The following is a 24,494-nucleotide window of genomic DNA, read 5'->3' as shown; positions in this document are numbered from 1 at the left end:
ATTGTTCTGTAGAAGCGAAGCGTTTGCCTTTATCCCCGGATTTTAACCTTTAAAATTTTATTTCAATAGGAAAAATCCGGGGATAACAGCAATCGGAAGAACAATCTGCACGCGAAGCGTCTCTCCCCCATAACTCTGCACATTTTAGAAAGGAGGAGCGTTCTTGGAATCACTGGGCGATTTGCTACAGCAGCTGCAGAACCCTTCGTTTCGCCAGCGCACGCGCAATGTGGCCGATCAGGTTCTCAATGATCCGTTGGTGCAGGAATTTTGCGTTGCGCATCCCGATATTGACGAAGCACAACTGCGATTAAATATGAGCATGCTTTTTCAGTATACCCGGGATCGTCGGAATTGCGACAACTGTCCGGGGCTGGAACAGTGTCCTAACGATTTTCAGGGACATTTTTGCAAGCTGGGCGTGGAATATCCGAATGGTACAGCTGAAATGGTAGACATTCGTACCCCTTGCGCCAAGCTGGTAGCTTCACAGCACGAGCAGCGGGTGCGTCAGCGGATTAAAAGCTTTTATGTGGATGAGCGTGCGCTTTTGGAAGGCTATAATGCCCTTGAAATTGCACGTAAGGACTCACAACGTATGCCCGCAGTCACACAGCTATTCCGTTACATCGAAGAAACGAAAAGCCAGGGCTTATCCAAAAAAGGACTGTACCTGGAAGGTACGTTTGGTACGGGGAAGACCTTTTTAATGGGATATCTGCTGCACGAGCTGGCCCTGTCCGGGCTGAACGGTGTGATCGTGTATATGCCTGATTTTGTGGAGGACTTAAAGTCCATGATTCAGGAAGGACAAAAGCTGAAGGAAACGACCGAAATGCTTAAAAATTGTGATCTGCTCGTATTTGACGACATTGGAGCCGAAAATTTGAGTCCATGGGTACGGGATCATGTAATGGGCTCGATTTTGAATTACCGAATGAACCGCAAACCTACCTTTTATACTTCGAATTACTCGTTGCAGGGGCTGGAGAAGCACCTGAGCTTTACGAGCAAGGACGGTGAGGAATTGTACAAGGGGCAACGTTTGATGGACCGGATTCGTCCTTTTGTAGACGTCATTACTGTCAAAGGAAAAAATCAGCGAGGATCATCGTAAATCAATTTGCTATTTTGATATCTTACAATTAAAAAACTATTGTGATATAATTAAAAGGTGTCAAAAAAGAAATTACAGGTTATAATAATCTTGACTTTTCTATAAAGGAGGAACATACAATGGCAATTGTTAACGTGTCCGACCAATCCTTCAACGCAGAAGTCGAAGGTACAGGAACCGTTTTAGTTGATTTTTGGGCGCCATGGTGCGGTCCTTGCAAAATGATCGCTCCTATTCTGGAGGATCTGTCCACAGAAGTTGGCGACAGCGTCAAAATCGCGAAAGTAAACGTGGATGAAAATCCAGAGTCTGCTTCCCGTTTCGGCGTTATGAGCATTCCTACCCTGATCGTCTTCAAAGACGGACAGCCTGTTGATAAAGTGGTGGGTCTGAATTCCAAAGAAGCGCTGAAAAGCATGCTTACTAAACACCAGTAATCATCGCATGTGACCCATGCTCCTGCGGGGGCTTGGGGAGCGGCCATGAACGGTCAATGCCTCCGGTTGTAAATACCGGGGGCGTTTTTGTGTATTATTCCTGCATATTATATAGTAGTTGAAGTCATTTAAGAATGGAAGGAGGAACCGGGCGAATGGAATCTTATGCGGAGGACTTGCGAGATCAGGAGAAGGCGCTGGAGAACATACGGCACAAATTAGCGTTGCTGCCGGATGCATCGGGTTGTTACTTGATGAAGAACAGCGAGGGCACCATCATTTATGTCGGCAAGGCCAAAGTGCTGAAAAACCGGGTCCGTTCCTATTTTACAGGTAGCCATAACGGCAAGACGCAGCGACTGGTTTCCGACATCCGTGATTTTGAATATATCGTTACGGGCAGTAATATGGAGGCGCTCATCCTGGAGTGCAACCTGATTAAGAAGTACCAGCCGCGTTATAACGTGCTATTGAAGGATGACAAAACCTTTCCGTATTTGAAAATTACGAACGAGGAGCACCCCAAGCTGGAGGTGACCCGGCGCGTTCTGAAAGATAAAGCAAAATATTTTGGCCCTTATCCTAATTCCTACGCGGCACATCAGACGAAGAAGCTGCTGGACCGCATGTACCCGTTACGCAAGTGCGGTGTGATGCCGAAGGAAGTGTGCCTTTATTATCATATGCATCAATGCCTGGGGCCTTGTGTGAAAGAGGTTGAGCAGGAAACGTATGACCAGATTGGTCAGGAGATTGGTTCTTTTTTGAGTGGTGGGCATGAGGAAATTAAAAAAGATCTTCAACATAAAATGCAGGAGGCCGCAGAGGAACTGTACTTTGAGCGTGCCAAGGAGCTGCGCGACCAGATTATCAGCATTGACGCGATGATGGAAAAGCAGAAAATCACGACAGCCGATGCGAAGGACCGCGATGTATTCGGATTTTCGGTGGATAAGGGCTGGATGTGTGTGCAGATTCTATATGTTCGTAAAGGTAAAATGATCGAGAGGCATATGTCTACGTTTCCTTTTTACGGAGAGGCTTACAGCGATTTTATGTCCTATGTAACGCAATATTATAGTGATAACCCGGCGGTGCCGCAGGAAATATTGCTGCCGGATACACCGAAGCTGATGAAGCAGGAGGAACCGGGGGATGTCGGTCAATCGGCTGAGGCGGAAGCTGCTCCTCACACTGCAACAACCGAGGGAACCAGACAGACCAGTAACGATGCTGCGCAAGAAGCAGGTACAGTGCCGGATGTGCAAAATGCAGAACATTCGTTCGAGCGTCTCGCTGATACACTGCTAGTGGCAGAGGAGCGTGTTTCTTATGGAGAAGCATTGGACCGAGACAACACAGAAACCCAACTGTCAGGTGGGCTGGAGGAACCAGCTACGGCAGCTCACGCTCTGGCTGAATGGCTGGATGTAAAGGTGCTGGTGCCTCAACGTGGATTGAAAAAGCAAATGACAGGGATGGCTACGGAAAATGCACGGGTCGCTTTGGATGAGAAGTTTAAGCTGATTGAACGGGACGAGGAACGGACATCCAAGGCTGCAAGCAATTTGGGGCGTGCGATTGGGCTGGATAGCCTGCACCGGGTCGAGGCGTTTGATAACTCCAACATACAGGGTTCTGATCCGGTATCGGCCATGATTGTGTTCATTGATGGCAAGCCTGCCAAGAAGGAATACCGTAAATATAAAATCCGTTCGGTACAGGGGCCTGATGATTATGAAACGATGCGTGAGGTCATTCGGCGTCGATATGAGCGTGTGCTCAAGGAAAATCTGGAGCGCCCGAATTTGATCGTCGTCGATGGTGGACGCGGACAGATTAAGGCCGCTGTGGATGTGCTGGAGAATGAACTGGGTTTGTTCATTCCTGTATGTGGTCTGGTGAAGGATGCCAAGCATAGAACCTCTCAACTACTGGTGGGGGATTCTCCCGAGGCCGTGACACTGGCCCGCAACAGTGAAGAATTTTACCTGCTGCAACGGATTCAGGACGAGGTTCACCGATTCGCCATTACATTCCATCGTGAACAACGGGGCAAATCCATGGTAACCTCTCGTTTGGACTCGATTCCGGGAATTGGCGAGAAGCGGCGTAAGCTGCTGCTTAAGCATTTTGGCTCACTTAAAAAAATAAGAGAGGCCAGCGTCGAAGACTTCCGGCCTCTCTCTATCGGTGATAAGCTTGCGCGTCAGATTATAGCTGCCCTTCGGGAGGAGGAGTCGTAGAATACGGCTCTTCTTTTTTTATGGGCTCAAACATGACTCGATTTGGTTTCTTTGGACTAAACCAGTACATGATATAGGCCACAACGGCAGGGAGCACGATCCAGAATATACCTGCGAACAGGTTCACGCTATCTCCTAGCGTCATCACACTCAGTCCCATCAGAATGCTGTCAAAAATAACGTGGCTGAACATGGCGGCAATAAAGCCGTAGCGCAGAAACACAAAACTGAACAGCAATCCAAGGAAGGTCAGCTCAATCGGTCTGGAAATGACCGGATAGATCGGATACAGTGTGTGCCCGAGTGCCCAAATCAGCGTGGTAATCAGACAGGCAACAAAAGTATTTCTCACCATCTTTTTCACCATCGGGATACCAAACAGACGGTATACGGCTTCCTCTCCAATGCCTGCCATCCATGCCATAATCGGCAGTAACCATGGATAGGCCATATTGTAAGGAGATTGTGTGGCATCTGTTGTGGAGAACGTATGAAGCGTACGCTCCAGCACAAAGAACAAAATGGATTGTACACCGAGTAAAATAAAGGCCCACAAGTAGCCCACATACATACTGCGAAGCACATACAGTCCGTAGCCCGGCTCTTTGGCGCGTGGCCATGCATTCAGTCCAACCTTGCTCATCAGCCCGTCACCGCCGACCAAGGAGAAGTAGATTGCTACAGCCATTACGAAGGAAACCACGACTTGCAAAATCATAAGAAATATAAGTGCTCCCTGACCACCTGCTTCTGCTTGCAGTATAGGCAGCATGTTAAATGTCCCTGCCATACTGGCAGCAAAATATACAATGGACAGCACAATGCCACGTACAAAGGAAGTGTGGCGTCGTGTGAGTGAGGCGTATACGATGGCAAGTATGCCCAAAACCAAGCTTAATAAGGCATAACCCGCGTAGGTCATCCAGTTTGCCCAGTACGTTTGTTTTTTGACATAATCCGTATAGGACGATGGGGCCGAAAAGCTTTGTGTAAACGAGCGAACATCCCCGTCTTCAAAAGTAAAGGCCAGTGTAAGCACCGAGGAACCGATTTTCTTATCGTCCACGGTATACTTCAATCCACCCTCGCCTGCGGTTGTCGCGAGCTTCAAGTCCGACGGCTTAAAGCCAAAGCGTTTTACCCAGGCTGTCGCTGCCTGCTCCTTCGCTTCCAGCGTCATGTCTCCCTCGGCTGCACGTACAAGCCTGCTACGTGCTTGCTCATCCGTAGAAATATCAGCTTGTGTGTAACTGGTGCTGGAGGTCATTCGTTTAAAGCTAACGACTTTGCCAGTGGACAAATCTACATGAATTTGCAGTTTGCTTTTGGAAGATGGTTCCTGCAAATCGACACGGAAGGTTTCGTAGGGATACCTTTTTTTCCAAATACGATCATACTGTTGAAGCAGCTTTTCTCTGGATAAATAACCGTACAAATCCGTCTCGGCCTGATAGGTCACCAGAGGCTCCTTAGACCGTAATTCGGTATAGCCCAGCTCGGAGCGGGCGAAGTCCAGTGCGTGCATGACTGCTTCCTGCTTGCTGATGACCTTGGCATTCGTCAGTGCTTCCGGATTCGGATTACTAAACGAGGGAATAAGCAATTGAAAGACAAAAAAGCAAATCAGGCCAATCCCGCCCAGCAAGCCTAATCTTTTGAAGTTGGCCGTGAGCACGACCGGTTTCCCGATAGGATTCATGAGTTTCCTCCTTAATCTGTAAATAAGAACATCCATTAAAGATATCATACTGCACAGGTTCCCGCCAACAGACCTACGATATTCATGAAAATGGAGTGAAAGCAGTTTAAAGTTTCAATAAAATTAGATAAGTTGCGATTAAAGGCGGCGTATTCTCCAATTACCGCTAATTTAACGTTATTTCGGCGAAATCGGTTTTGTGCTCTGTATATAGAAGGATTATAATCTGTTGAGACAATGCATATGAAATATATAGTTAACGATATACAATTGAGCCGAATTTCCATAGGAAAACGGGGGAACCATGTTACTGGGGTGAATTTTACAGCCGGTCCCGGACCGGAAGTGTGAATAGGGCATACTGTGCAGCCCGAATCCGTCAGCTAACCTCGTAGGCTGTGAACAGGAACCAAGTCAGGCACTCGGATTTCCGGTGTCTTTTTTTGTGTTATTAAAACGTAGCTGAGTTAAGCCCGCTTCGCGATCCATTTGATCTTCCGATCGCTGTTTTCTCTAAAAGAAACGGACTAAAGAAACTGAAAAGAGATTGGTGATTTTATGAGCTGGCAGTAGCGGAGGGGGCAGAATGGTTCTGAAGAAGCGAAGCGGTTGCCTGAAAGCTTTCCATAGGAAAGCTCGCATCGTAAGCATAAGCTACCACCGGATTTTAACCATTAAAAGGGCTTAAAAATCAGAAAAAAATCCGGGGGTAACAGCAATCATAAGAACAATCTGCACCCGGAGCGTCTCCATGCTCATAATTCACCAAGTAGGAGCAGTGATAAATAGATGAATCCCAATGCAAGATGGCTTCGGCTTTCTCCACCGCAGATATTCGTTGCGGGTTTTGCCATTATCATTCTTATAGGCAGCTTGTTGTTAATGCTGCCGATTTCCAATACAACGGGGAAGCCGCTTGCATTTATAGATGCTTTGTTTACAGCCGCCTCCGCAACCTGTGTTACAGGTCTTGTCGTTAAGGATACCGGTACCTTCTTTACCACCTTTGGTCAGGTGGTTATCGCTGCGCTGATTCAGATTGGCGGTCTCGGCTTTATGACGATGGCTACTTTGATTGCGCTGGTATTCAAGCGCCGCATTTCCTTGCGGGAGCGCCTGATTTTGCAGGAAGCGATGAACCAGACCTCTGTTGAGGGAATTGTCGGATTGATCCGCAGGGTGTTGCTGTACTCCCTAATCATTGAGGGCGTGTGCGCCACGATATTCGCGATTCGCTGGTCCTTTGATATGCCCGTAGGCAGGGCGATTTATTTTGGAATCTGGCATGCCATTTCCATGTTTAACAATGCGGGCTTTGATTTATTCGGTCACTTTCGCAGCCTGACAGGTTATGTGTATGATCCTATTGTTAATTTTACAGCTATGTTTCTGATTATTTCGGGTGGCATCGGCTTTGTGGTTATGTCGGACCTGGTAGAATACCGCAAGCGTGGGAGACTTTCCTTGCATACCAAGGTGGTACTCAGTATGACGGCTACCCTGATCGTAGTCGGCACGCTTGTCATCTTTGTATTCGAGTTTACCAATCCGAAGACACTGGGCTCGCTGGATTGGGGTGGAAAACTGCTGGGATCTTTATTCCAGTCCGTAACACCGCGCACCGCAGGTGCCAATACGTTAGATATCGCTGGCTTGCGACAGGCTACGCAGTTTTTCATCATTATATTGATGTTTATCGGTGCTTCTCCTGGCTCTACTGGAGGCGGGATTAAGACGACAACGTTTGCGCTGCTCATTGGAGCCGTGATTTCGATGCTGCGAGGTCGAGAGGATATTGTACTGTTCAAATACCGGCTTGCGCAGGGGCGAATTTACAAGGCTTTGACCATTACACTGCTGGGGTTGCTGTTTGTGATTGGCGTGACGATGATTTTGTCAGCAACCGAGGATCATCATTTTCTAATGATATTGTTCGAGGCGGTGTCTGCATTTGGGACGGTGGGATTGTCGATGGGACTTACACCTGATTTGACGTTTATAGGCAAGCTGGTCATTACCCTGACGATGTTTGCAGGTAGACTCGGCCCACTTACACTGGCGTATGCGCTAGGACCCAAAAAGGGTAAGGAATTATATCGTCATCCGGAAGGCAAAATGATTATAGGATAAGGGAGTTCTAGAGTAGATATGAAAACGCAGCAGTTTGTAGTTATTGGTTTGGGACGATTTGGCTCAAGCCTGGCTTTGCAATTGGTAGATATGGGGTGCGAGGTGCTAGGCATCGACCGGAATGAGGATGTTGTGGACAGTATGAGTGAGCTGTTGACGCATACCGTCGTGGCAGATGCTACAGATGAGGATTCGCTGCGATCATTGGGCATCCGTAATTTCGATTGCGGCATTGTTGCGATTGGTGCTGATATTCAGGTCAGCATTCTGGCTGCCATTTTGCTAAAGGAGCTGGGTGTGAGCAAAGTCGTTGCGAAAGCGATTTCTGTGCTGCACGGACGAGCGTTGGAAAAGCTCGGTGTGGACCGGGTCATTTATCCCGAGCGAGATATGGGGATACGAGTCGCGCATCAACTGGTTACACCTAATTTGCTTGATTATTTGGAGCTGTCCAAGGAATACAGCATTGTGGAACTCAATGTTCCTGCATGCCTGCATGGCAAAACGCTATCTGAGCTGAATGCCCGTACCCGCTTTGGTTGCAGCATTGTGGCGCTTCATACGGCGAACGGTATTCTGATTGCACCAACAGCGATGGATCGGCTAAAAGCAGACGATATTATGGTCATCATCGGCTCCAATGATAATATCGGCCGCTTTGAGGACGAGGTCGTTAACGTTAATGAAGAAGGCTAACCCTGCTACACCATACGATAGCCGGCAAACGATGCACGTGTCTCGCTGATCCAGCGCCGTGCTGTCGGTCCCAGATCGGTCGTCTCCGAGTAGATAAGGGAGGTGGTTCGCCGTGTCTCTTTCAAATCAGGCAAGTACAGCGGGGTTAGCCCATTATCCCGCAGCAACTCGTTGCGCAAGTAGGATTTGGGCAGCAATGCCGAAGCCTTGCAGGTCGGCAGGAGGCGCACAATCGCCTCGAACGAGTCGATTTCCATACGAATATCCGGCATGATCCCGCTGCGCTGGAACAGGTCATCCGTAAGACTGCGATACCAGGTTCCCTTGGAAAAAATAATCATTGGCAGCCCTTGCAAATCTTTCATCGAGGCTGTTTCCGTCTTCATCGTTAATTCATGACCGATCGGAACGACTAGCTCCAAATGATCGTCAAACAGGGGAATGCAGCGCAGGCCGGCCTCATGAATGGCAGACCCGACAATACCGGCGTCTGCTTTTTTGTCGCGCACAAAAGCGACGATCTCATGGGTTTTGCCTGTGAGTAGCTTCAGCTCGGTTTGGGGATGCTTGCTCATGAAGGCTTCGACGAGAGTAGGCAGCGTTGTTTGGAGTGTCGTCAGACTCGCACCCAGCGTAAGCATGCTCTGGGCTTCGTTTTTGTGCTGTGACAGCTTTTGCAAAAAGCGGAGCTGCCGTTGCCGTTGCTCCAGCGCGAAGGTATATACAAATCGGCCTGTTGATGTAATTTCGAGTCGTTTGCCCCGTCGATCAAACAGGTTCACACCCAGCTCTTCCTCCAGCTTGGCGATTTTGCGGGACAGGGCGGGCTGGGAGAGATTAAGCAGCTTGGAGGCTTTATTCAGACTGGATTGCTCGACAATGACGGCAAAAGCGTTCAATTCCTCAAACAAATCATTCACTTCCTCTCTATATGCAAAAAAGACATAACAATTAATACGTATATTGCAATTCCATTATAAGCCGAAAAGGAGTAACATGAAAGCGACACAAGATGTTCACACTTTTGTTTTCTCTTTTAAGAAACATCTTGCTGGACATTTCCTGTCGGGAAATGTCATATTATATGTTATATTACTATTGAAAACGCTATTTTTGGGAGAAGGGAGCATTACCTAGATGAAAGGATTTTATTCCAGAAAGCTACACTCGCTTCTTGGTGTCATTCCGCTGGCTCTATTTTTTGTAGAGCATTTGGTGACCAACTTCACAGCGGTGGAGGGCGGCAAGGAAGGATTCAATCGCAGCGTGGCCTTCCTGAATGGTCTGCCACTTGTTATTGTGCTTGAAACGTTATTTATCTACTTGCCATTGCTGTTCCATGGAATCTATGGCTTGTATATCGCTTATCAGGCTGATCCGAATGTCAAAAATTTTGGCTATTCGCGTAACTGGCGCTTTCTGTTTCAGCGCATTTCCGGTGTGATTACGTTCGTATTCATTATCTGGCACGTATATGATACACGTTTTCAGGTGGCTTTGGGTCATGTAACACATGAGCAGCTAGGCGGTGTGATGCATGGCATTGTGACGAATCCAGTCTATTTTATCCTTTATTTAATCAGTGTCGTTTCGGCATCCTTTCACTTTGCAAACGGACTATGGGCTTTTATGGTCAGTTGGGGGATTACGGTGGGACCGCGTGCACAAAAAGTGTCCTCCTATATCTGCATGACCTTGTTCGTGGTTGTATCCATCGGCTTCATCGCTTCCCTGTTGGCATTCCGCAGCGCGGAATTCCAGGAAACGGCAACCGCCTTGATACAAAGCAGTGCTATTCAACAGCTACTGTAAAAAATGAATGTACACTTTACGTGTTTGCAATACATCGTTTGCAGATTCTATTTCTTATGGTAAAAGAGGATTTGGCTAAAATCCTGAAAAAAAGGAGTGAGCAGAAATGGCAGCATCCAACATTATTGTCGTGGGCGGCGGCCTTGCGGGTCTAATGGCTACGATCAAGGCGGCAGAGGCAGGAGTTCACGTTCATTTATTTTCTTTGGTTCCGGTCAAAAGGTCCCACTCCGTTTGTGCTCAAGGCGGCATCAACGGCGCGGTGAATACGAAGGGTGAAGGCGACTCGCCCTGGATTCACTTTGACGATTCAGTCTATGGCGGGGACTTTCTCGCAAACCAGCCTCCGGTAAAAGCGATGTGCGAAGCGGCCCCGGGGATTATCCATCTCATGGACCGCATGGGTGTCATGTTTAACCGGACACCGGAAGGACTGCTGGATTTCCGCCGCTTTGGGGGGACGCAGCATCATCGGACCGCCTTTGCTGGAGCGACGACAGGGCAGCAGCTTCTGTATGCACTTGATGAACAGGTACGGCGCTGGGAATCTGAGGGCTTGGTGACCAAGTATGAAAACTGGGAGTTTTTACAGGCTGTACTGGATGATGAGAGTATCTGTCGCGGCATCTGTGCGCAGGATTTGCGCACGATGGAAGTGAAGACCTTTGTAGCAGATGCGGTTATTTTGGCATCGGGCGGTCCTGGCATTATTTTCGGTAAAACCACGAATTCCGTAATTAATACAGGTACGGCTGCCGGGGCGGTATATCAGCAGGGCGTACGCTATGCCAACGGCGAGTTTATCCAGATTCATCCGACGGCTATTCCGGGGGATGACAAGCTGCGTCTGATGTCCGAGTCGGCACGGGGAGAGGGCGGCCGTATTTGGACGTACAAGGACGGCAAGCCGTGGTATTTCCTCGAAGAAAAGTATCCGGCTTATGGAAATCTGGTCCCTCGTGATATTGCGACCCGTGAAATATTCAGTGTATGCGTCGATGATGGGCTCGGCATTAATGGCGAGAACATGGTGTATCTCGATCTGTCTCATAAGGACCCGAAAGAGCTGGACGTGAAGCTGGGCGGTATTATTGAAATTTATGAAAAATTCGTTGGTGACGATCCGCGCAAAATACCGATGAAAATCTTCCCGGCTGTGCATTATTCGATGGGCGGCATGTGGGTCGATTACAATCAGATGACCAATATTCCGGGGCTGTTTGCCGCCGGAGAATGTGAATTCCAGTATCACGGAGCGAATCGTTTGGGTGCAAACTCGCTGCTGTCAGCTATTTACGGCGGGATGGTGGCTGGACCAAAAGCTGTGGAATACATTAAAGGCTTGAAAAAATCCGCGCAGGATGTGGCTTCCTCCGTGTTCGATGCAGCGGTCAATCAGCAGACGGAGAAGTATGAGCGTATTTTGCGTATGGATGGGAAAGAAAATGCCTATGTCCTTCATAAAGAGCTGGGCGAGTGGATGACGAACAACATGACCGTGGTTCGTTATAATGACAAGCTGGAAGCTACGATCCACAAGATCAAGGAGCTGAAGGAGCGTTATTCCAATATTAACATCAATGATGCTTCGCGCTGGAACAATGCGGGTGCGGCGTTCACGCGTCAGCTGTGGAATATGATGGAGCTGGCTGAAGCGATGACCAAAGGAGCGCTGCTGCGTAACGAAAGCCGTGGAGCCCACTATAAACCTGACTTCCCGGACCGTAACGATGAGGATTTCCTGAAAACGACGATTGCGGACTGGACACCGGAAGGACCGCAAATCTCGTACGAAGCGGTGGACGTTTCGCTGATCAAGCCGCGTATTCGGGATTACTCCAAGAACAAGTAATTAAGGAAGATACAGAAGGGAGTGTATGAGATGTCGGAGCAAGCAGTGAAATCGGATAAAACCGTAAAGTTCGTCGTGACCCGTCAGGATGAACCTAATGCGAATCCATATACGGAAGAATTTGAGTTGGCTTATCGACCGGGGATGAATGTAATCAGTGCGTTGATGGAGATTCAGCGTAACCCGGTGGATAGTCATGGTAAAGATACGGCCCCGGTATGCTGGGAGTCGAACTGTCTGGAGGAAGTGTGTGGAGCATGCTCCATGGTGATTAACGGCAAGCCGCGTCAGGCTTGTGCGGCGCTCGTCGATAAGCTGGAGCAGCCGATTACCATTGCGCCGATGAGCACGTTCCCGGTTGTGCGGGATTTGGTCATTGACCGGAGCCGGATGTTTAACGCGCTCAAGAAGGTCAAAGCGTGGATTCCGATTGACGGTACCTACGATCTGGGCCCCGGCCCCAGAATGGCAGAGAAGAAGCGTCAATGGGCCTATGAGCTGTCCAAGTGCATGACCTGCGGTGTCTGCCTGGAGGCTTGCCCGAATGTTAACGAGAAAACGACATTCATTGGACCTGCGGCGATATCTCAGGTTCGTCTATTCAATAGTCATCCAACTGGGGAAATGAATCAGGAGGAGCGGCTGGATGCGCTGATGACGGACGACGGGCTGGAGGGCTGCGGTAACTCGCAAAACTGCGTACGTTCCTGCCCGAAGGGCATTCCGTTGACAACCTCCATTGCCGAAATGAACAAGCAAACAACCAAGCATATGTTCAAGCGCTGGTTGACCGTATAGCACTAGTCAGTGAATGCTTTATACAAAACAGGCTTTTTCCCTGAACCGGAGAAAGCCTGTTTTTGTATGCTCAGGACAGATCGGAGTTACCGTGGAGGGAGGAGAGTAGGGCAGCAGTTATGGTATAATTATGGTATTGTGTATCGTTTTTGGAGAAAAGGAGGCTGGACAGGTGGCTGTACAACCGATGACGCGTCGGCCCGTTATCGGGTCGGATGTGCTGAAAGGATTAAAGGAACTGGGGGTTCAAAAAGGCATGACGTTGCTTGTGCACTCGTCGATGCGCAGCTTTGGCAGTTTTGTTCCGGGCGGGGCCTCTGCTATTCTTGCAGCATTAACCGATGCGATTGGCCCGGAAGGAACGCTGGTCACGCCGACGCAGTCCCATGATCTGACCGATCCGTCGACATGGATGAACCCGCCTCTGGATGAGTCATGGTGGGAACTTGTACGCGAGGAAATGCCCGCCTATGATCCGGCCTGGACGTTGACCGGAGGCATGGGGATCATTGTGGAAACGTTCCGTGGTCTGCCAGGAACACTGCGGAGTGGACACCCACATGTTTCGTTTGCGGCCCGTGGACCTGCGGCTTTACACTTACTGGAAGGGCATAAGCTTGATTTCGGGCTAGGTGAACATTCGCCACTGGCGAAGCTATATGAGACAGACGCCTATGTGCTGTTGCTGGGCTGCGGACATGACAGCAACACGTCCTTTCATTTGGCGGAACACCGCACAGCGTACAATGGACGTGAAGAAACAACCCAACAAGCCCCGATGATGGTGAACGGGGAGAAAGTATGGGTATCTTTTCAGGATTTTAATATATCCTCGGATGATTTTGACAAGCTGGGGCTTGATTTTGAGCGGGATCGTCCCGCAGCCTTTACGCGAGTGAACATCGGGGATGCATCGTGTTTTTTAGCGAGGCAGCGTGATTTGGTAGACTATGCAGAACGATGGTTAGCCACCAACCGCTAGAGGGCTAAAAGCGTGAAATATTTGAACATTTGAATCATGAGATATTTGAACTGTACAATAGTTGAATAGATAGCAAGGGGGCACGCATATGGAGAAGACGCCGCAAACCCGCCGCGAGAGTCAGGATGGCTCACACGATGAGGCCGCGATCCCTCTCGGTTCTTCGCGTCGTTCCATTTCAAATGAGCCAGCCAATCCTTCGCGTCGTCGTTTTTTGAAAAAAGCCGCTTTAGCGACAGCCGGAACCGCGCTTTTAACTGGAGGATACGCTTCCCTATGGGAGCCTAATCATTTGGAGATTACACGTTTTACACTATCTTTGCCCCGTCTGCCGTCGGCTTTTGACGGTATCAGAGTCGTGCATTTTAGTGATGTACACTTGGGCTTTCACATGGATGAGCAGGACCTGCGGGAGCTTGCGGACCGAATTGCAGGACTGGAACCGGATTTGCTTTGTTTTACAGGTGATATTGTAGATGATTATGCCGTATCTATGAAAGCCGCTGTTCCGGTCATGGCTTCGATGTACGCCACACTCGGTAAATTCGCCATTCTCGGCAATCACGATTATCGGGGTTTACCAGCCGGGGTACAGGAGCTATATCCAAAAACCGGGTTTACGTTGCTGAGAAATGAGCACGCGATTGTAGAGCGAGCCGGGCAGCGTGTGGCGATTGTTGGGTTAGAGGATGACATTATGGGCAAACCCAATCCACGGCGTGCCATCCACGGACTTTCTGATGACTTGTGCAAGCTGCTGCTTATGCATGAGCCGGATTATGCGGATGTGGCGGCGCGAATGTCCTTTGATCTTCAATTGTCGGGACATACGCATGGAGGACAGGTACGCTTGCCTGTCCTCGGAGCGCCGATGCCGCCTCCGGGTGGACGCAAGTACATTCAGGGATTATTTCATGTAGGGACTGACAGGATGCCGCTGTATGTCAGCAGAGGCATTGGAATGACCAAGCTGCCGATTCGTGTGCTGTGCAGGCCGGAGCTGAGTGTCATTACACTGAAATCCGGTCAATAGGCTATTATATGTTTACCTTCATCAGTATGGGCTTGTAACTACATAAAAAGGGTTTAGTGTAGTGTGTAGCTGTTTCGGACAAAGGAGTGATATTCAGATGGATCGTATTGCTGTCATTTCAGATATACATGGCAATTGGCCTGCCTGCGAGGCGGTGCTGGAGGATATTGCTTCCCGACGGATTAGTCGTGTGTTTTGTTTGGGCGATCTGATCGGCAAAGGGCCTAGCCCGTGCGAGGTTCTGGAGGCTGTCCGTCAACATTGCGAAGTGGTGGTGCGTGGTAATTGGGATGAGCTGGTTAGCATTACAGATGATCTCAATTTTAGCTGGCAAGCCGAGCGCCTGGGCACAGAACGGCTACAGTATTTGGCAGAGTTGCCGTTTCATCATGATTTCAGGATGAGCGGACGTCGTATCCGTCTGGTGCATGCTTCGCCGCAAAGTGTATATCATCGCGTGCAGCCATGGGATGAGCCGGAGAAAAGAATCGCTATGTTCGACCCGTTGGCCGAGGAAAATGGAAAAGCCGCTTTTGCCCCGGATGTCGTGGGATATGGAGATGTGCATAATGCCTTTATACAGCATTTTCAGGGCAAAACGCTTTTTAATGTCGGCAGTGTTGGCAATCCGCTGGATGTAACTCAGGCTTCCTACTGCATTTTGGAGGGGAGCATGGGAGAAGAGAGCCCTGCACCTTTTTCCATCCAGTTTGTACGTGTACCTTATAATATAGAGCTGGCGGTGAAACAGGCTGAGGAAGCAGACGTACCTTCTTTGCCGTATTACATTCGTGAGCTGCGCACAGGCATTTACCGGGGAATTCAGGACCTGGATTGAGTGTGCAACCTATTCGCCGCAAAAAGCCAATCCATCCGCAGGAGGGATCATTGTGCTCACCAGAGAAATGCTTCGTTCAGGGTCAGGGCTACCGGAGCTTTATACCGATCGTGTCCGGTTGCGCCAGCTACAAGCAAGGGATTACCCCGCGCTGGAACGGATGCTGTCCGATCCATTGGTTATCCGGTATGTGAACCGGATTCGCAAGCCAGTCGATGCGCGGATGCGTCGTTTGGTAGCGCAAATAAGAGTGGCTGCGGATTCGCTGGATTCCCTGCATTTTGCGGTGGAATGGCATGGGAGAAATACAGCAGCAAACAACGAACCCGGCCAACTTAACGAACTCCATGAACATAATGAACTCAGCCACTCGCCGCTGCTCGGTATCGCTTCTTTCCAGCAATGGAATGAAAAAGCGGGTGAGGCGCAGCTAGGCTATATTTTGGACCGTCCTTTCTGGGGACAAGGGCTGGCTACAGAGGTCGTGGAGGAAATGCTGAGATTTGGTTTTGGTGCTTTAAAGCTCAAGAGGATCGAAGGTCGTTGCCAAGAGGATAATCAGGCTTCCGTGCGTGTGCTGATTAAAAACAAGATGCGCATGCTGCGCATAATCAGTGCCTATGATCATTCAGGAGAGGTACCGGGTGTATTGGTGTTCTCGATTACCCAAGGGGATTATGCATAGAAATGGCAGTGGAATATTTTGTTACAGAGATGAAATATAACTGCAAACTAACTCTAACACAGGACGGGTACAATACAGACATGACCCCCTTTTGAATAATATATGTTGCTGGACCCGATGATTCGGGTCCTCTTTTTTTTTGCCTTGTTTCTATGGCAGCTACTTGTGATTTACAAGTTACTTTTATGATTCATAGGAACGGTTCAGGTTGGTGATCAGCTCGGGAAGCCATTCGATCAGGGAAAGGAACGAGTATCCTTCTGATTGGGCTTTGGTCGTATCCATATACCAGGATTGTGTAATACCGAATGGAGACATATGCTCGTCCGCTGTTTTTTCTTGAATCACGGCTTGTTTTCCAGTTACCTGCTCAATGGTGGAAATGAGTTCTCCAATCTTCACAGTACCGTCGGAGCAAGCATTGGCGGGTCCTGTCAAATGAGAGTGACCAAGCCAAAGCAGAAAATCTGCGGCTTCATCAGAACGGATAAACGAGATGTGCGCTGCCGGATTCGGTATGCCGATTTTTAATCCATCACGAACATGCTCTATATGAAAATGAAGTCTTTTCGTATAATCATCTGCTCCTAATACAATCGGAAAACGAACAGCGGCAACCGGGAACGTAGCTTGTTGCATGAAAACCGCTTCTGCCTGCCGTTTAGCCTCCTGATATGTAAAATCGTCCTGTCTGCCTTTGCGACCGGGTAAGCCTGAGGGTCGAAGATACTCTCGGTCAGCACTTCTGGACTTGGATCGTAGACGGATAAGCTGGAGGTCAGAATATACCGTTTGGCTTTAGCATCAAAAATACGGCAGGCTTCTCTGGCTTCATCTGGAGAAAAGCAAATATTATCGTAGACAACATCCCAAACCTGCTCACCTACCGCCTCAGCCAGCGCTTCTGCATCGTTACGATCTGCAATAATCCGCTGAACGCGGTCACCGAACGAATCACTTGTTTGACCTCTCGTGAGGATCGTAACGTTATTCTCGGAATCCTCCACCAGACGTTCCACCAGCCTTTTTCCAAAAAAGCGCGTTCCACCTAATACAAGTATCTCTCTCATTCATGAATCACTCCTTAAGGGATTGGTTTTATTAAGGTAGACGGAATAATGTTCTCAAAGGAAACGGAACGATGAAAGTACTATTTTAGCATAATAACCCAATTTTACGACACAAAAATGGACGTGTTGGAAAATGAGGAGTAGACTCAACTTTTGTTAAAACACTCCTGGTTTTGAATTGATTGTATGGGGGTTGTTTTTCTCACAAGTCATTAGATCCACACTTTTTAAGTGTATCGTTTGTCATTAGAGATGATTGTTTCAATATCATTTGATTCTTCTATTGTTAAATGATCTTTACTTCCGAGAAGTAGAATTCTTTTGCTACCTGATGCGTAAGTGATATATCTTTTAACTAAGTACTTGTATAGATAATCGATCTCTATTACAGTTTGCAAGATTTCATCAGCGGTTTCTTTGGTAGCCTCAATTAGAGTTGTAGCACATGTGGCCAATTTATTAACTCTTAGCTTTTGTAATTCTATGTTATTCATCTGCCCTTTGAGTTTATTATGCATGATTAGCATAAATTTAATCAGATATGATTCAACCATTTCTTCATTGGTAGTTTCTATTTCTGTAGTTGTTAATGTAATTGGTATGGGGAATATATACGAATAATAAGGTGCGAATCCATGCTTTAATTTATTATATAAGTCGAAAAGAGTGAAGTTTGTTGGTTGTTCTCTTACAATTGATTTAGCAGTTATCTTCATACGTTCAGATATTATTTCTGTTGTTACTGAGATACCTTTCCAAAGTAATTCTTTCTCAGCAGCAGATAAATTAGTGAAAATAGTATCCAGATCATCTTGCGATTGCGGTATTCTGAAGATCTGTCGGATGAATTCTGCACCCTGCTTAGAGAGCATGTCTGTATAAAACTGATTTGGATTACTGTAAGCTAAAAAATGTTCAGCAATATTAGTTCCTTCTGTCACATGTCTTTTACATGCAGAACAAAATCCAGCAAAATCCTCTATTATAGTGCCAAAACGTATGATCATATCACAAAATAAAGCATGTACTGTTAATATGTCATCGTTGGTTTTTATATCATTAACTTTTGAGTTGAAAGTATCATACATGATTCGAAATAATTGTGTTGTATGATTGATTCCGAAGAATGATTTACTCCACAATAGTTGTAAACTTTGCTCATCTAAAGTTGCAAGTGAATTTTGATATTGTAATTGTGCTTCAGGGTTAGGCAGTAATATTAATTTTTTTTCTTTGTTTTCGATTGATGTCTGGATATCGAAATCCAATCCGAAAAATTGTTTTCGCATTTTGAAGTTTCCTTTCATAATGGTAATAAATTCGACTGTGCACATTGAGATTAGAAGTGTACCTCTGTTAATAAAGTAGACACCTAGAATCGAGAAAATAAGGCTGTTTTTTGGTACATAAGTTTGCATTCATTCGGTGTGATATACCCAATGGTTGAGTGAATGTACTTAGCATTATAGAAAATGTAGTGTACTCGAATATGCGCTCCCCGTGTCTTGAATTTTTCTAGGTAAATCATTTTTTTCAGGATGCTATGGAAAGATTCAATACATACATTGTCATAACAGTTACCCTCCGACTTAAGCCCCCCTTCATATTGTATTGGTTCAATCGAGTTTGATATCATGTATTACTTTCCCGATTGAGTGGTGAGAGGACTACTCCGGATAGTTCCTGCTGATTAATCCCAGTCTAGTGCTTGAACGACCAGTTCCTTTGCCATTCTTCCATCCATAAAAAACCTACGATTTTACGGCTGCACAGGTACATTACGCTGGCCCGGTATAGCCAGCTTTCTTCGGTGGGAATTAGATGATACCTCGGCTCATACGGAGTGTTCGGACGAAATTGATTATAATTAAACACATTGTAGCCTTATATTTCTTGACGGTGGCAGGTTTTAGCCCTAAGTCTTACATGATTTGAGCTACTGCTTTCTAAAATATCCGTTTCCTTGTTTATTGAGAACCTTGTTGATTTTCGGGCTACCATATTAGGGCTGAGGTAGACTGGTTCCCAACGAGTTAGTCTGAAAGAAAATATTTTTGAGGTTGAAGACTACATAAACTGTAGAAGACGTATATCCCTTTCCATCGTCTCGACGCGTGTGATATGAGGAATGGAGGTATCCTTGCTTAAATCACGTTTTGGCTATCTTATTGCGCTGTCTTTACTAAATTACGATACTTAGTGAGTATGTTTCGTTTTCTATTTTTGCTCAAGTAACGGAGGGTATGACGGGAGTAGATCTAGAAGGAATTTGTCAAAGTTCAGAACTATGATTACAATTAAGAAATGTGTTGAGCAGTATCCCGAAAAAGATTCTCATGCTTCAATGTCGAGCAATGCCATTTTAGGCTTGCTCGTTGTAATTTGAGTTTCAATAATCCTTAAAGTAGTAATTTAATTGATTTGATAACACGCCTGCTTCTTCAGTTACATCACACATGGAGACGTTAGTATAACCTTCGGTAGATATATATTTAAAGGCAGCTATGGGTTTTTATCAAAGATGTAATGTTTCCTTAACCTCATTCATTTAACTTCGGTCGTCTGTCCGAAAAAACATGGAGTTTTATCTAATCCTTCCAGTTATCCCTGTAGAATTTCTCTACTCTGTCTCATCAAATTGTATTAATTCTGATATGTCCTTAATATCTAAAGCGATGGCGATCCTTGTTAGCATAGCTAAATTTACTTCTTCCCGAGCATTTCTGCATAATTCCGATATTGCAGCTTGCCGGACATTTGCCATTTTTGCCAATTGTAACTGAGTGATGTTTCTTTCTTTCATAACGTCTTTAAGTTTTATGATCAGTTCCATCTTAGATTTATCTCCTAACTTGAATTAAGAAGTCATTAGTTCTCTTCTTCTAACTGAATTAATTCGGATAAGTCTGTGATCTCCAAAGCATGGGCGATTTTTTCAAGCATGAGTAGGTTAACTTCTTGTCGATTACCACTACAAAGAGTAGATATTCTGGATTGGGGTATTCCTGTCATAGCTTCTAAGTTTTTTTGAGTGATTCCTTTTGTTTTTAATACTTCCTTTAGCTTAATTTTGATTTTCAACATTAAATAGATGCCTCCGGGATTTTTTTATTGACAATTTATATCTTCAAGAGTATATTTTATTTATCGCTATAAGAGTATATATTTACTGTGAAATTCATCCTAAACAAAAGGATATGCATCATATCCTTGGCTTTGCTATTGCCATTTTACCAAAAAGAATCGGGGGAAATACATATGACTACACTAGAAGACAAAGTCAACAAACAACATATTCTGGACATCGTTCGCATGGAAACAGTTTGGCCGCAAGAAGTGGGAAGCGATGACCAAGAGATACATTATTATCACATCACCGATGCTCTGAACCGTAAATGGCAAACGATAGGCTATAATGTCTCAGACGCTATTGAAGTGTTTGAGAATGGAAAGACTAATGTGTGGACACGAATCATAGAGCCAGCCCCGTTTAACCCCAAATTGACCACGAACAATCTCATTCAAATGTTTCATATCAGTCCCGAAGACGAGCACATCCGTAACGCTATGCAAATCATACTGAACTCGGTTGAAAGGCGCAATGAATTCGTTGCCCGTTCTATTTATATTAACGAACAAGACACTTTTAATCTACTCTGCAATATGAAAGGTGAGTATCTTCGGCAGCATCAGCTTACAGACGAGGAATTTATGAAGCTGTATGCTGCAAATCCTGTTGAAGCCTTATCTGTATATTTTCTGGAGTCTGTAGACATTCATCTGTATTGGGAGTGGGCAGGGGCAGGAGGTACGTGTGAGAAGGCTATTCAATATAAACAGGAGGAACCTGAAATGCCCTTGATTCAAGCGATTGAGAGGGTTGAGGACGAAGTCGACCGCTATGTATCCGGTTATTAACGTGTATGTACAGAACAGGAAGATTAATTAACGGCAAACTGTTTCTGAAGACACTTTCAGGCGATTGGATCAGCCTCCAGATGCTCATTAAACCCGCTATATCGGAGCATCCTAATTTTAAATCTAAAGTTCCTCGTTTAGATACAGTTAAAGGAATCGCTCAAATTAATCCAAACTGCAAGGCTCAAGTTCAATGATTTAATCTTTTTAAATAACTGCGATGAAAGAACATAAAAACGAAATGAAGAATGAGAGGCGGTTGGCAGCGGAGCGAAGAATCTGAATCTGGATAAGCGTAAGCGTTCGCTTTTGCAATGGGATTCAACCCTTTAAAGGGTTTATAAATCCTGAGAATCCCGTTGCAACAGCGAACGTAAGATCAAATCATTTGCGTAGTGGTGGATCACTACCTAATCTTACTCCCCGAGCAGCTTCAAAAAGTTGGCTGGCACTGAAAATTGCTGATTATTAATGATAATCTTTCGAATCTCTTCAATAGAGTCCTCTTCACCTTGGGCGTCTTTAATCTCTTTAATTTCACGGTGTAGACGTTCCATTTGGAGGTCAAGCGCATTGGCTGAATCTGCCGCATTTTTTAATTCGCGTGTCAGGCTTTCGGGGACGGACTGGTTGTATTTATAAAAGATTTTATGCTCCAGACTGGCCCAGAAATCCATCGCAATTGTCCGAATTTGTACCTCTACGCAGACTAGTTCCTGGCAGTCGGACATGAATACAGGAACCTGGATCAACAGATGCAGACTTTGGTAGCCGTTTGGTTTGGGATTTTTGATGTAATCCTTGACCTCCAGCACCTTCAAATCACTTTGTCTCTGTAACATGTCACTTACATCATAAATGTCCGAAATAAAAGAGCAGGTAATGCGTAGTCCCGCGATATCCTTAATGTGATTCTTGACGGCAGCAAGGGAAAGCTCACTATTTTTACGAAGCATTTTGTTCATGATGCTCTCAGGGGATTTGAGGCGCGATTTGGTATGCTCAATAGGGCTATAATCGTGCAACGCCTGAAATTCCTGCTTTAGTATTTCAATCTTGGTTTCCATTTCGTCGAGAGCAAATTTATAGATCAGCATAAAACGCGTGATATCGTGCTTTAGCTTTTTGATCTTGTCCATCGGGTCTTCCAGATACATATGTAATTCTCCTCACACATAGATGTTGTAAAATATAAATAATATTTAAAATAATGGAGCCGTGCAGTTTAAGGTGGTTGGCAGCGAGGCGGCAATTCCCACCCTAAACAAATTTTAAAGCGACACCGAAATTTTACGTTTTTGTTTAAAATAAACCCATTCGCGGAAGCCAATATCCTTCAGCATCGCCTTCACATCGTCCCAATCTTCACCTACCCGCGCAGGTTTATGGGCATCTGAACCAAAAGTGACCTCTACGCCAAAATGATGCGCTCTTTCCAAAATGGGGACTGACGGATACCATCCGCCACTGAGCTTGGTTTTGCCTGAAGTGTTAATTTCAATCGCCACACCGGACTCTGCAATCACTCTCAAGGTTTCATCAATCGCTTCATCGGCAGGAATATCTGAGAAAGCCGGGAAATTCCCTTTCATGGCGTCGATATGACCCAAAATCTGAAACATACCGCTCCGAGCAGATTCCTGAATGAGCGAATAGTAAGCTTGCTTGACCTCGATTTTGCGAGCATCACTTACTTCGTTCCAACGGTTACGGTTAAAAATGCTGTCTCCCTCAACATTATGGATCGACCCAATGAGGTAGTCGAACGGATAAGGGGCCAGGGTGGAACGGTACAGTTCTGCATAATCAGGGAAATAATCCGTTTCCAATCCGAGCAGCACGTCAATACGGCCTTCATATTCCTTCTGTAGCTGCTGTACCTCTTCTACGTACTCGGCAAGCTGTGATTTCGCCATATAAATTTTTGGAAAAGCCTGATCCTGCTCGCTGCATAAGAAGGGGGAGTGGTCTGAAATACCAATAGCCTGTAAACCGGACTGAATGCCTGCTTCGATATAGTCCCGAATATTACCGTCTGCATGACCGCAGCGGAAGTGATGGGTGTGCAGATCAAATTTCATAGGATGTCGTCCTTTCGTAATCAAGGTTTGTATTTCGTAGGGTGTTCATAGCTGAGTGCGTTATTCAGAACTGATAAAATTGGTCTCCGGCATACCTTTTAAATCGCTTAGAAACTGCTGCATGGCTGAATTCAGATATCGGCCGGATTTGTAAATGACCCCTACCGGATGGCTAACCTCCAGCTCGGTAATGTGAATCATTTTCAACGTACCCGCGCGTAGCTCAGGAGAGACTGACAGCCTGGAGATAATGGCGGCGCCAAGATTAATCTCTACCATCCGTTTGACTTCCTCGCTGCTGGACAACTCGATCACGACATGAGGCACAATTTGGTGTTTTTTAAATACATCATCCACGAATTTTCGTCCTACCGTATCGGGTGAGAGCAGAATAAGTGGAATTTCCCGAAGGGCTTCAATGGTAGCATGCGGTTGGGAGGCCAATGGATGAGTGGGCGATACGACAAGCTCAAAGGAATCGTAATACAAAATCGAAGTGCTCAAATTGGGATTACGTTCGATCAAGTAACCGATGCCAACATCAATAAGCCCGTTTTCCACCTGCTGATAAATCATGGAGGAAGCCATGGATTGAATGGAGGTTTTGATGAGCGGGAATTGATCCTGAAAGTAGGAAAGTACACGCGGTAAAATTTGAATAGCGATGGACGTTGTAGTGCCGAGCGCAATATGACCCTGCGGCGTTTCGTTCAGATCATACAATTTTTGCCGCAGCTCCTCGACAACACTCAAGATCCGCTCGGCATGTTCCAAAAAAACAGCCCCTCGGTCGGTCAGGGTGACGGGTTGGTTGCGGTCGATCAGAATGGTCTTGAACTCGTCCTCCAGACTTTTGATTTGGGCGGATACCGCCGGCTGCGTCAAATTGAGAAGTTCTCCGGCTTTGCGGAAGCTCATTGTTTTGGAAATCATGATAAGTGTTTCAAGTTGACTGATGTTCATGAAGTTCCTCCTCTCTTTTCTTAATTCTGTCGCAGCAATACAGCCTGAGGATTTTTCACAAATCCACATGTGCATATGTAAAACCATCGTTATGCTTATTTCATTAAATTATAGGTTATTCGAGCGGGAAGGGCAAT

General features: G+C 46.3%; 21 protein-coding genes, 1 pseudogene and 1 riboswitch. Of the genes and pseudogenes, 13 read left to right on the top strand and 9 right to left on the bottom strand.

Annotated features, from left to right (window positions below; all coding sequences use genetic code 11):
- Positions 1-163 precede the first annotated feature (163 nt).
- The 3 genes from dnaI (at position 164) to uvrC (ending at position 3,800) form a co-directional block, all read left to right on the top strand.
- Complete coding sequence (gene dnaI, locus NST83_RS19470) at positions 164-1,117, top strand: primosomal protein DnaI (RefSeq protein WP_137060120.1); 954 nt, start codon at positions 164-166, stop codon at positions 1,115-1,117.
- 119 nt (positions 1,118-1,236) lie between these two features.
- Positions 1,237-1,554: a thioredoxin gene (trxA, locus tag NST83_RS19465; protein ID WP_010347861.1), complete on the top strand. Its 318-nt coding sequence runs from the start codon at positions 1,237-1,239 to the stop codon at positions 1,552-1,554.
- 155 nt (positions 1,555-1,709) lie between these two features.
- A complete protein-coding gene (gene uvrC / locus NST83_RS19460) occupies positions 1,710-3,800 on the top strand; it encodes an excinuclease ABC subunit UvrC (protein WP_342415341.1) in 2,091 nt (696 codons plus the stop codon).
- Here the strand turns inward: uvrC and NST83_RS19455 are convergent.
- On the bottom strand, positions 3,769-5,499 hold the full coding sequence (locus NST83_RS19455) for a type II CAAX endopeptidase family protein (RefSeq protein ID WP_342415340.1): 1,731 nt from the start codon (positions 5,497-5,499) through the stop codon (positions 3,769-3,771). The two genes, uvrC and NST83_RS19455, sit on opposite strands and share 32 nt — an antisense overlap.
- 263 nt (positions 5,500-5,762) lie before the next feature.
- Positions 5,763-5,912: riboswitch (cyclic di-AMP (ydaO/yuaA leader) on the top strand.
- A 376-nt stretch (positions 5,913-6,288) separates the two neighbouring features.
- On the opposite strand from NST83_RS19455, the gene NST83_RS19450 reads away from it, so the two are divergent.
- Both NST83_RS19450 and NST83_RS19445 read left to right on the top strand, forming a co-directional pair.
- Complete coding sequence (locus NST83_RS19450) at positions 6,289-7,629, top strand: TrkH family potassium uptake protein (RefSeq protein WP_342415339.1); 1,341 nt, start codon at positions 6,289-6,291, stop codon at positions 7,627-7,629.
- An 18-nt stretch (positions 7,630-7,647) separates the two neighbouring features.
- Positions 7,648-8,325 (top strand): TrkA family potassium uptake protein, encoded by a 678-nt coding sequence (locus NST83_RS19445; protein ID WP_137060116.1) that lies wholly within the window; start codon positions 7,648-7,650, stop codon positions 8,323-8,325.
- A gap of 5 nt (positions 8,326-8,330) precedes the next feature.
- Here the strand turns inward: NST83_RS19445 and NST83_RS19440 are convergent, their stop codons facing one another.
- Positions 8,331-9,236: a LysR family transcriptional regulator gene (locus NST83_RS19440; protein ID WP_137060115.1), complete on the bottom strand. Its 906-nt coding sequence runs from the start codon at positions 9,234-9,236 to the stop codon at positions 8,331-8,333.
- Between the two features lie 226 nt (positions 9,237-9,462).
- Between NST83_RS19440 and NST83_RS19435 the strand changes: the two genes are divergently transcribed.
- The 7 genes from NST83_RS19435 (at position 9,463) to NST83_RS19405 (ending at position 16,325) form a co-directional block, all read left to right on the top strand.
- Positions 9,463-10,137, top strand: a complete 675-nt coding sequence (locus NST83_RS19435) for a succinate dehydrogenase cytochrome b558 subunit (protein ID WP_137060114.1) — start codon at positions 9,463-9,465, stop codon at positions 10,135-10,137.
- 106 nt (positions 10,138-10,243) lie between these two features.
- Positions 10,244-11,989 carry a succinate dehydrogenase flavoprotein subunit gene (sdhA, locus tag NST83_RS19430; protein ID WP_342415338.1) on the top strand — a complete coding sequence of 582 codons (1,746 nt, stop codon included), beginning with the start codon at positions 10,244-10,246 and terminating at the stop codon, positions 11,987-11,989.
- 30 nt (positions 11,990-12,019) lie between these two features.
- Complete coding sequence (gene sdhB, locus NST83_RS19425; RefSeq protein ID WP_137060113.1) at positions 12,020-12,787, top strand: succinate dehydrogenase iron-sulfur subunit; 768 nt, start codon at positions 12,020-12,022, stop codon at positions 12,785-12,787.
- Positions 12,788-12,959: 172 nt separating this feature from the next.
- Positions 12,960-13,769, top strand: coding sequence for an AAC(3) family N-acetyltransferase (locus tag NST83_RS19420; RefSeq protein ID WP_342415337.1), 810 nt, complete (start codon positions 12,960-12,962; stop codon positions 13,767-13,769).
- Between the two features lie 88 nt (positions 13,770-13,857).
- Entirely contained in the window at positions 13,858-14,802 is a 945-nt protein-coding gene (locus NST83_RS19415; RefSeq protein WP_342415336.1) for a metallophosphoesterase, read from the top strand.
- Positions 14,803-14,899: 97 nt separating this feature from the next.
- Positions 14,900-15,640: a metallophosphoesterase family protein gene (locus NST83_RS19410; RefSeq protein WP_342415335.1), complete on the top strand. Its 741-nt coding sequence runs from the start codon at positions 14,900-14,902 to the stop codon at positions 15,638-15,640.
- Between the two features lie 52 nt (positions 15,641-15,692).
- Positions 15,693-16,325, top strand: coding sequence for a GNAT family N-acetyltransferase (locus tag NST83_RS19405; protein ID WP_342415334.1), 633 nt, complete (start codon positions 15,693-15,695; stop codon positions 16,323-16,325).
- A 183-nt stretch (positions 16,326-16,508) separates the two neighbouring features.
- Here the strand turns inward: NST83_RS19405 and NST83_RS19400 are convergent.
- The 4 genes and pseudogenes from NST83_RS19400 to NST83_RS19385 all read right to left on the bottom strand — a co-directional run bounded on the left by NST83_RS19400 (position 16,509) and on the right by NST83_RS19385 (position 20,479).
- Positions 16,509-17,395, bottom strand: a pseudogene (locus NST83_RS19400) (NAD(P)H-binding protein).
- A 227-nt stretch (positions 17,396-17,622) separates the two neighbouring features.
- A complete protein-coding gene (locus NST83_RS19395; protein WP_137060107.1) occupies positions 17,623-18,684 on the bottom strand; it encodes a hypothetical protein in 1,062 nt (353 codons plus the stop codon).
- Positions 18,685-20,015: 1,331 nt separating this feature from the next.
- Positions 20,016-20,228, bottom strand: coding sequence for a helix-turn-helix transcriptional regulator (locus NST83_RS19390; protein WP_342415333.1), 213 nt, complete (start codon positions 20,226-20,228; stop codon positions 20,016-20,018).
- Positions 20,229-20,263: 35 nt separating this feature from the next.
- The gene (locus NST83_RS19385; RefSeq protein WP_137060105.1) at positions 20,264-20,479 is read right to left on the bottom strand and encodes a helix-turn-helix transcriptional regulator; all 216 of its coding nucleotides are present in this window, start codon (positions 20,477-20,479) and stop codon (positions 20,264-20,266) included.
- A gap of 174 nt (positions 20,480-20,653) precedes the next feature.
- Between NST83_RS19385 and NST83_RS19380 the strand changes: the two genes are divergently transcribed.
- Positions 20,654-21,313: a hypothetical protein gene (locus tag NST83_RS19380; protein ID WP_137060104.1), complete on the top strand. Its 660-nt coding sequence runs from the start codon at positions 20,654-20,656 to the stop codon at positions 21,311-21,313.
- 416 nt (positions 21,314-21,729) lie between these two features.
- Here NST83_RS19380 and NST83_RS19375 read toward each other — a convergent pair whose 3' ends face one another.
- The 3 genes from NST83_RS19375 to NST83_RS19365 form a co-directional block, all read right to left on the bottom strand.
- Complete coding sequence (locus tag NST83_RS19375) at positions 21,730-22,470, bottom strand: GTP pyrophosphokinase family protein (protein ID WP_342415332.1); 741 nt, start codon at positions 22,468-22,470, stop codon at positions 21,730-21,732.
- Positions 22,471-22,584: 114 nt separating this feature from the next.
- Positions 22,585-23,394: a histidinol-phosphatase gene (locus NST83_RS19370; protein WP_342415331.1), complete on the bottom strand. Its 810-nt coding sequence runs from the start codon at positions 23,392-23,394 to the stop codon at positions 22,585-22,587.
- Between the two features lie 60 nt (positions 23,395-23,454).
- Positions 23,455-24,357 (bottom strand): LysR family transcriptional regulator, encoded by a 903-nt coding sequence (locus tag NST83_RS19365; RefSeq protein ID WP_137060100.1) that lies wholly within the window; start codon positions 24,355-24,357, stop codon positions 23,455-23,457.
- Positions 24,358-24,494: the final 137 nt, after the last annotated feature.

The organism is Paenibacillus sp. FSL R10-2782, assembly GCF_038592985.1.
Classification (GTDB): Bacteria; Bacillota; Bacilli; order Paenibacillales; family Paenibacillaceae; genus Paenibacillus; species Paenibacillus terrae_C.
The sequence above is the reverse complement of the archived record's forward strand: the minus strand, read 5'-3'. Positions and strand labels throughout refer to the sequence as shown.

What these genes read in the sequence shown, in the direction of transcription:
- NST83_RS19380 (WP_137060104.1), top strand. Translation starts at nt 20,654, where the DNA reads ATGACTACACTAGAAGACAAAGTCAACAAACAACATATTCTGGACATC.
- NST83_RS19410 (WP_342415335.1), top strand. Translation starts at nt 14,900, where the DNA reads ATGGATCGTATTGCTGTCATTTCAGATATACATGGCAATTGGCCTGCC.
- sdhA (WP_342415338.1), top strand. Translation starts at nt 10,244, where the DNA reads ATGGCAGCATCCAACATTATTGTCGTGGGCGGCGGCCTTGCGGGTCTA.
- NST83_RS19390 (WP_342415333.1), bottom strand. Translation starts at nt 20,228, where the DNA reads ATGGAACTGATCATAAAACTTAAAGACGTTATGAAAGAAAGAAACATC.
- sdhB (WP_137060113.1), top strand. Translation starts at nt 12,020, where the DNA reads ATGTCGGAGCAAGCAGTGAAATCGGATAAAACCGTAAAGTTCGTCGTG.
- trxA (WP_010347861.1), top strand. Translation starts at nt 1,237, where the DNA reads ATGGCAATTGTTAACGTGTCCGACCAATCCTTCAACGCAGAAGTCGAA.
- NST83_RS19370 (WP_342415331.1), bottom strand. Translation starts at nt 23,394, where the DNA reads ATGAAATTTGATCTGCACACCCATCACTTCCGCTGCGGTCATGCAGAC.
- NST83_RS19450 (WP_342415339.1), top strand. Translation starts at nt 6,289, where the DNA reads ATGAATCCCAATGCAAGATGGCTTCGGCTTTCTCCACCGCAGATATTC.
- NST83_RS19385 (WP_137060105.1), bottom strand. Translation starts at nt 20,479, where the DNA reads ATGTTGAAAATCAAAATTAAGCTAAAGGAAGTATTAAAAACAAAAGGA.
- NST83_RS19445 (WP_137060116.1), top strand. Translation starts at nt 7,648, where the DNA reads ATGAAAACGCAGCAGTTTGTAGTTATTGGTTTGGGACGATTTGGCTCA.
- uvrC (WP_342415341.1), top strand. Translation starts at nt 1,710, where the DNA reads ATGGAATCTTATGCGGAGGACTTGCGAGATCAGGAGAAGGCGCTGGAG.
- NST83_RS19375 (WP_342415332.1), bottom strand. Translation starts at nt 22,470, where the DNA reads ATGTATCTGGAAGACCCGATGGACAAGATCAAAAAGCTAAAGCACGAT.
- NST83_RS19395 (WP_137060107.1), bottom strand. Translation starts at nt 18,684, where the DNA reads ATGCGAAAACAATTTTTCGGATTGGATTTCGATATCCAGACATCAATC.
- NST83_RS19435 (WP_137060114.1), top strand. Translation starts at nt 9,463, where the DNA reads ATGAAAGGATTTTATTCCAGAAAGCTACACTCGCTTCTTGGTGTCATT.
- NST83_RS19365 (WP_137060100.1), bottom strand. Translation starts at nt 24,357, where the DNA reads ATGAACATCAGTCAACTTGAAACACTTATCATGATTTCCAAAACAATG.
- NST83_RS19415 (WP_342415336.1), top strand. Translation starts at nt 13,858, where the DNA reads ATGGAGAAGACGCCGCAAACCCGCCGCGAGAGTCAGGATGGCTCACAC.
- NST83_RS19455 (WP_342415340.1), bottom strand. Translation starts at nt 5,499, where the DNA reads ATGAATCCTATCGGGAAACCGGTCGTGCTCACGGCCAACTTCAAAAGA.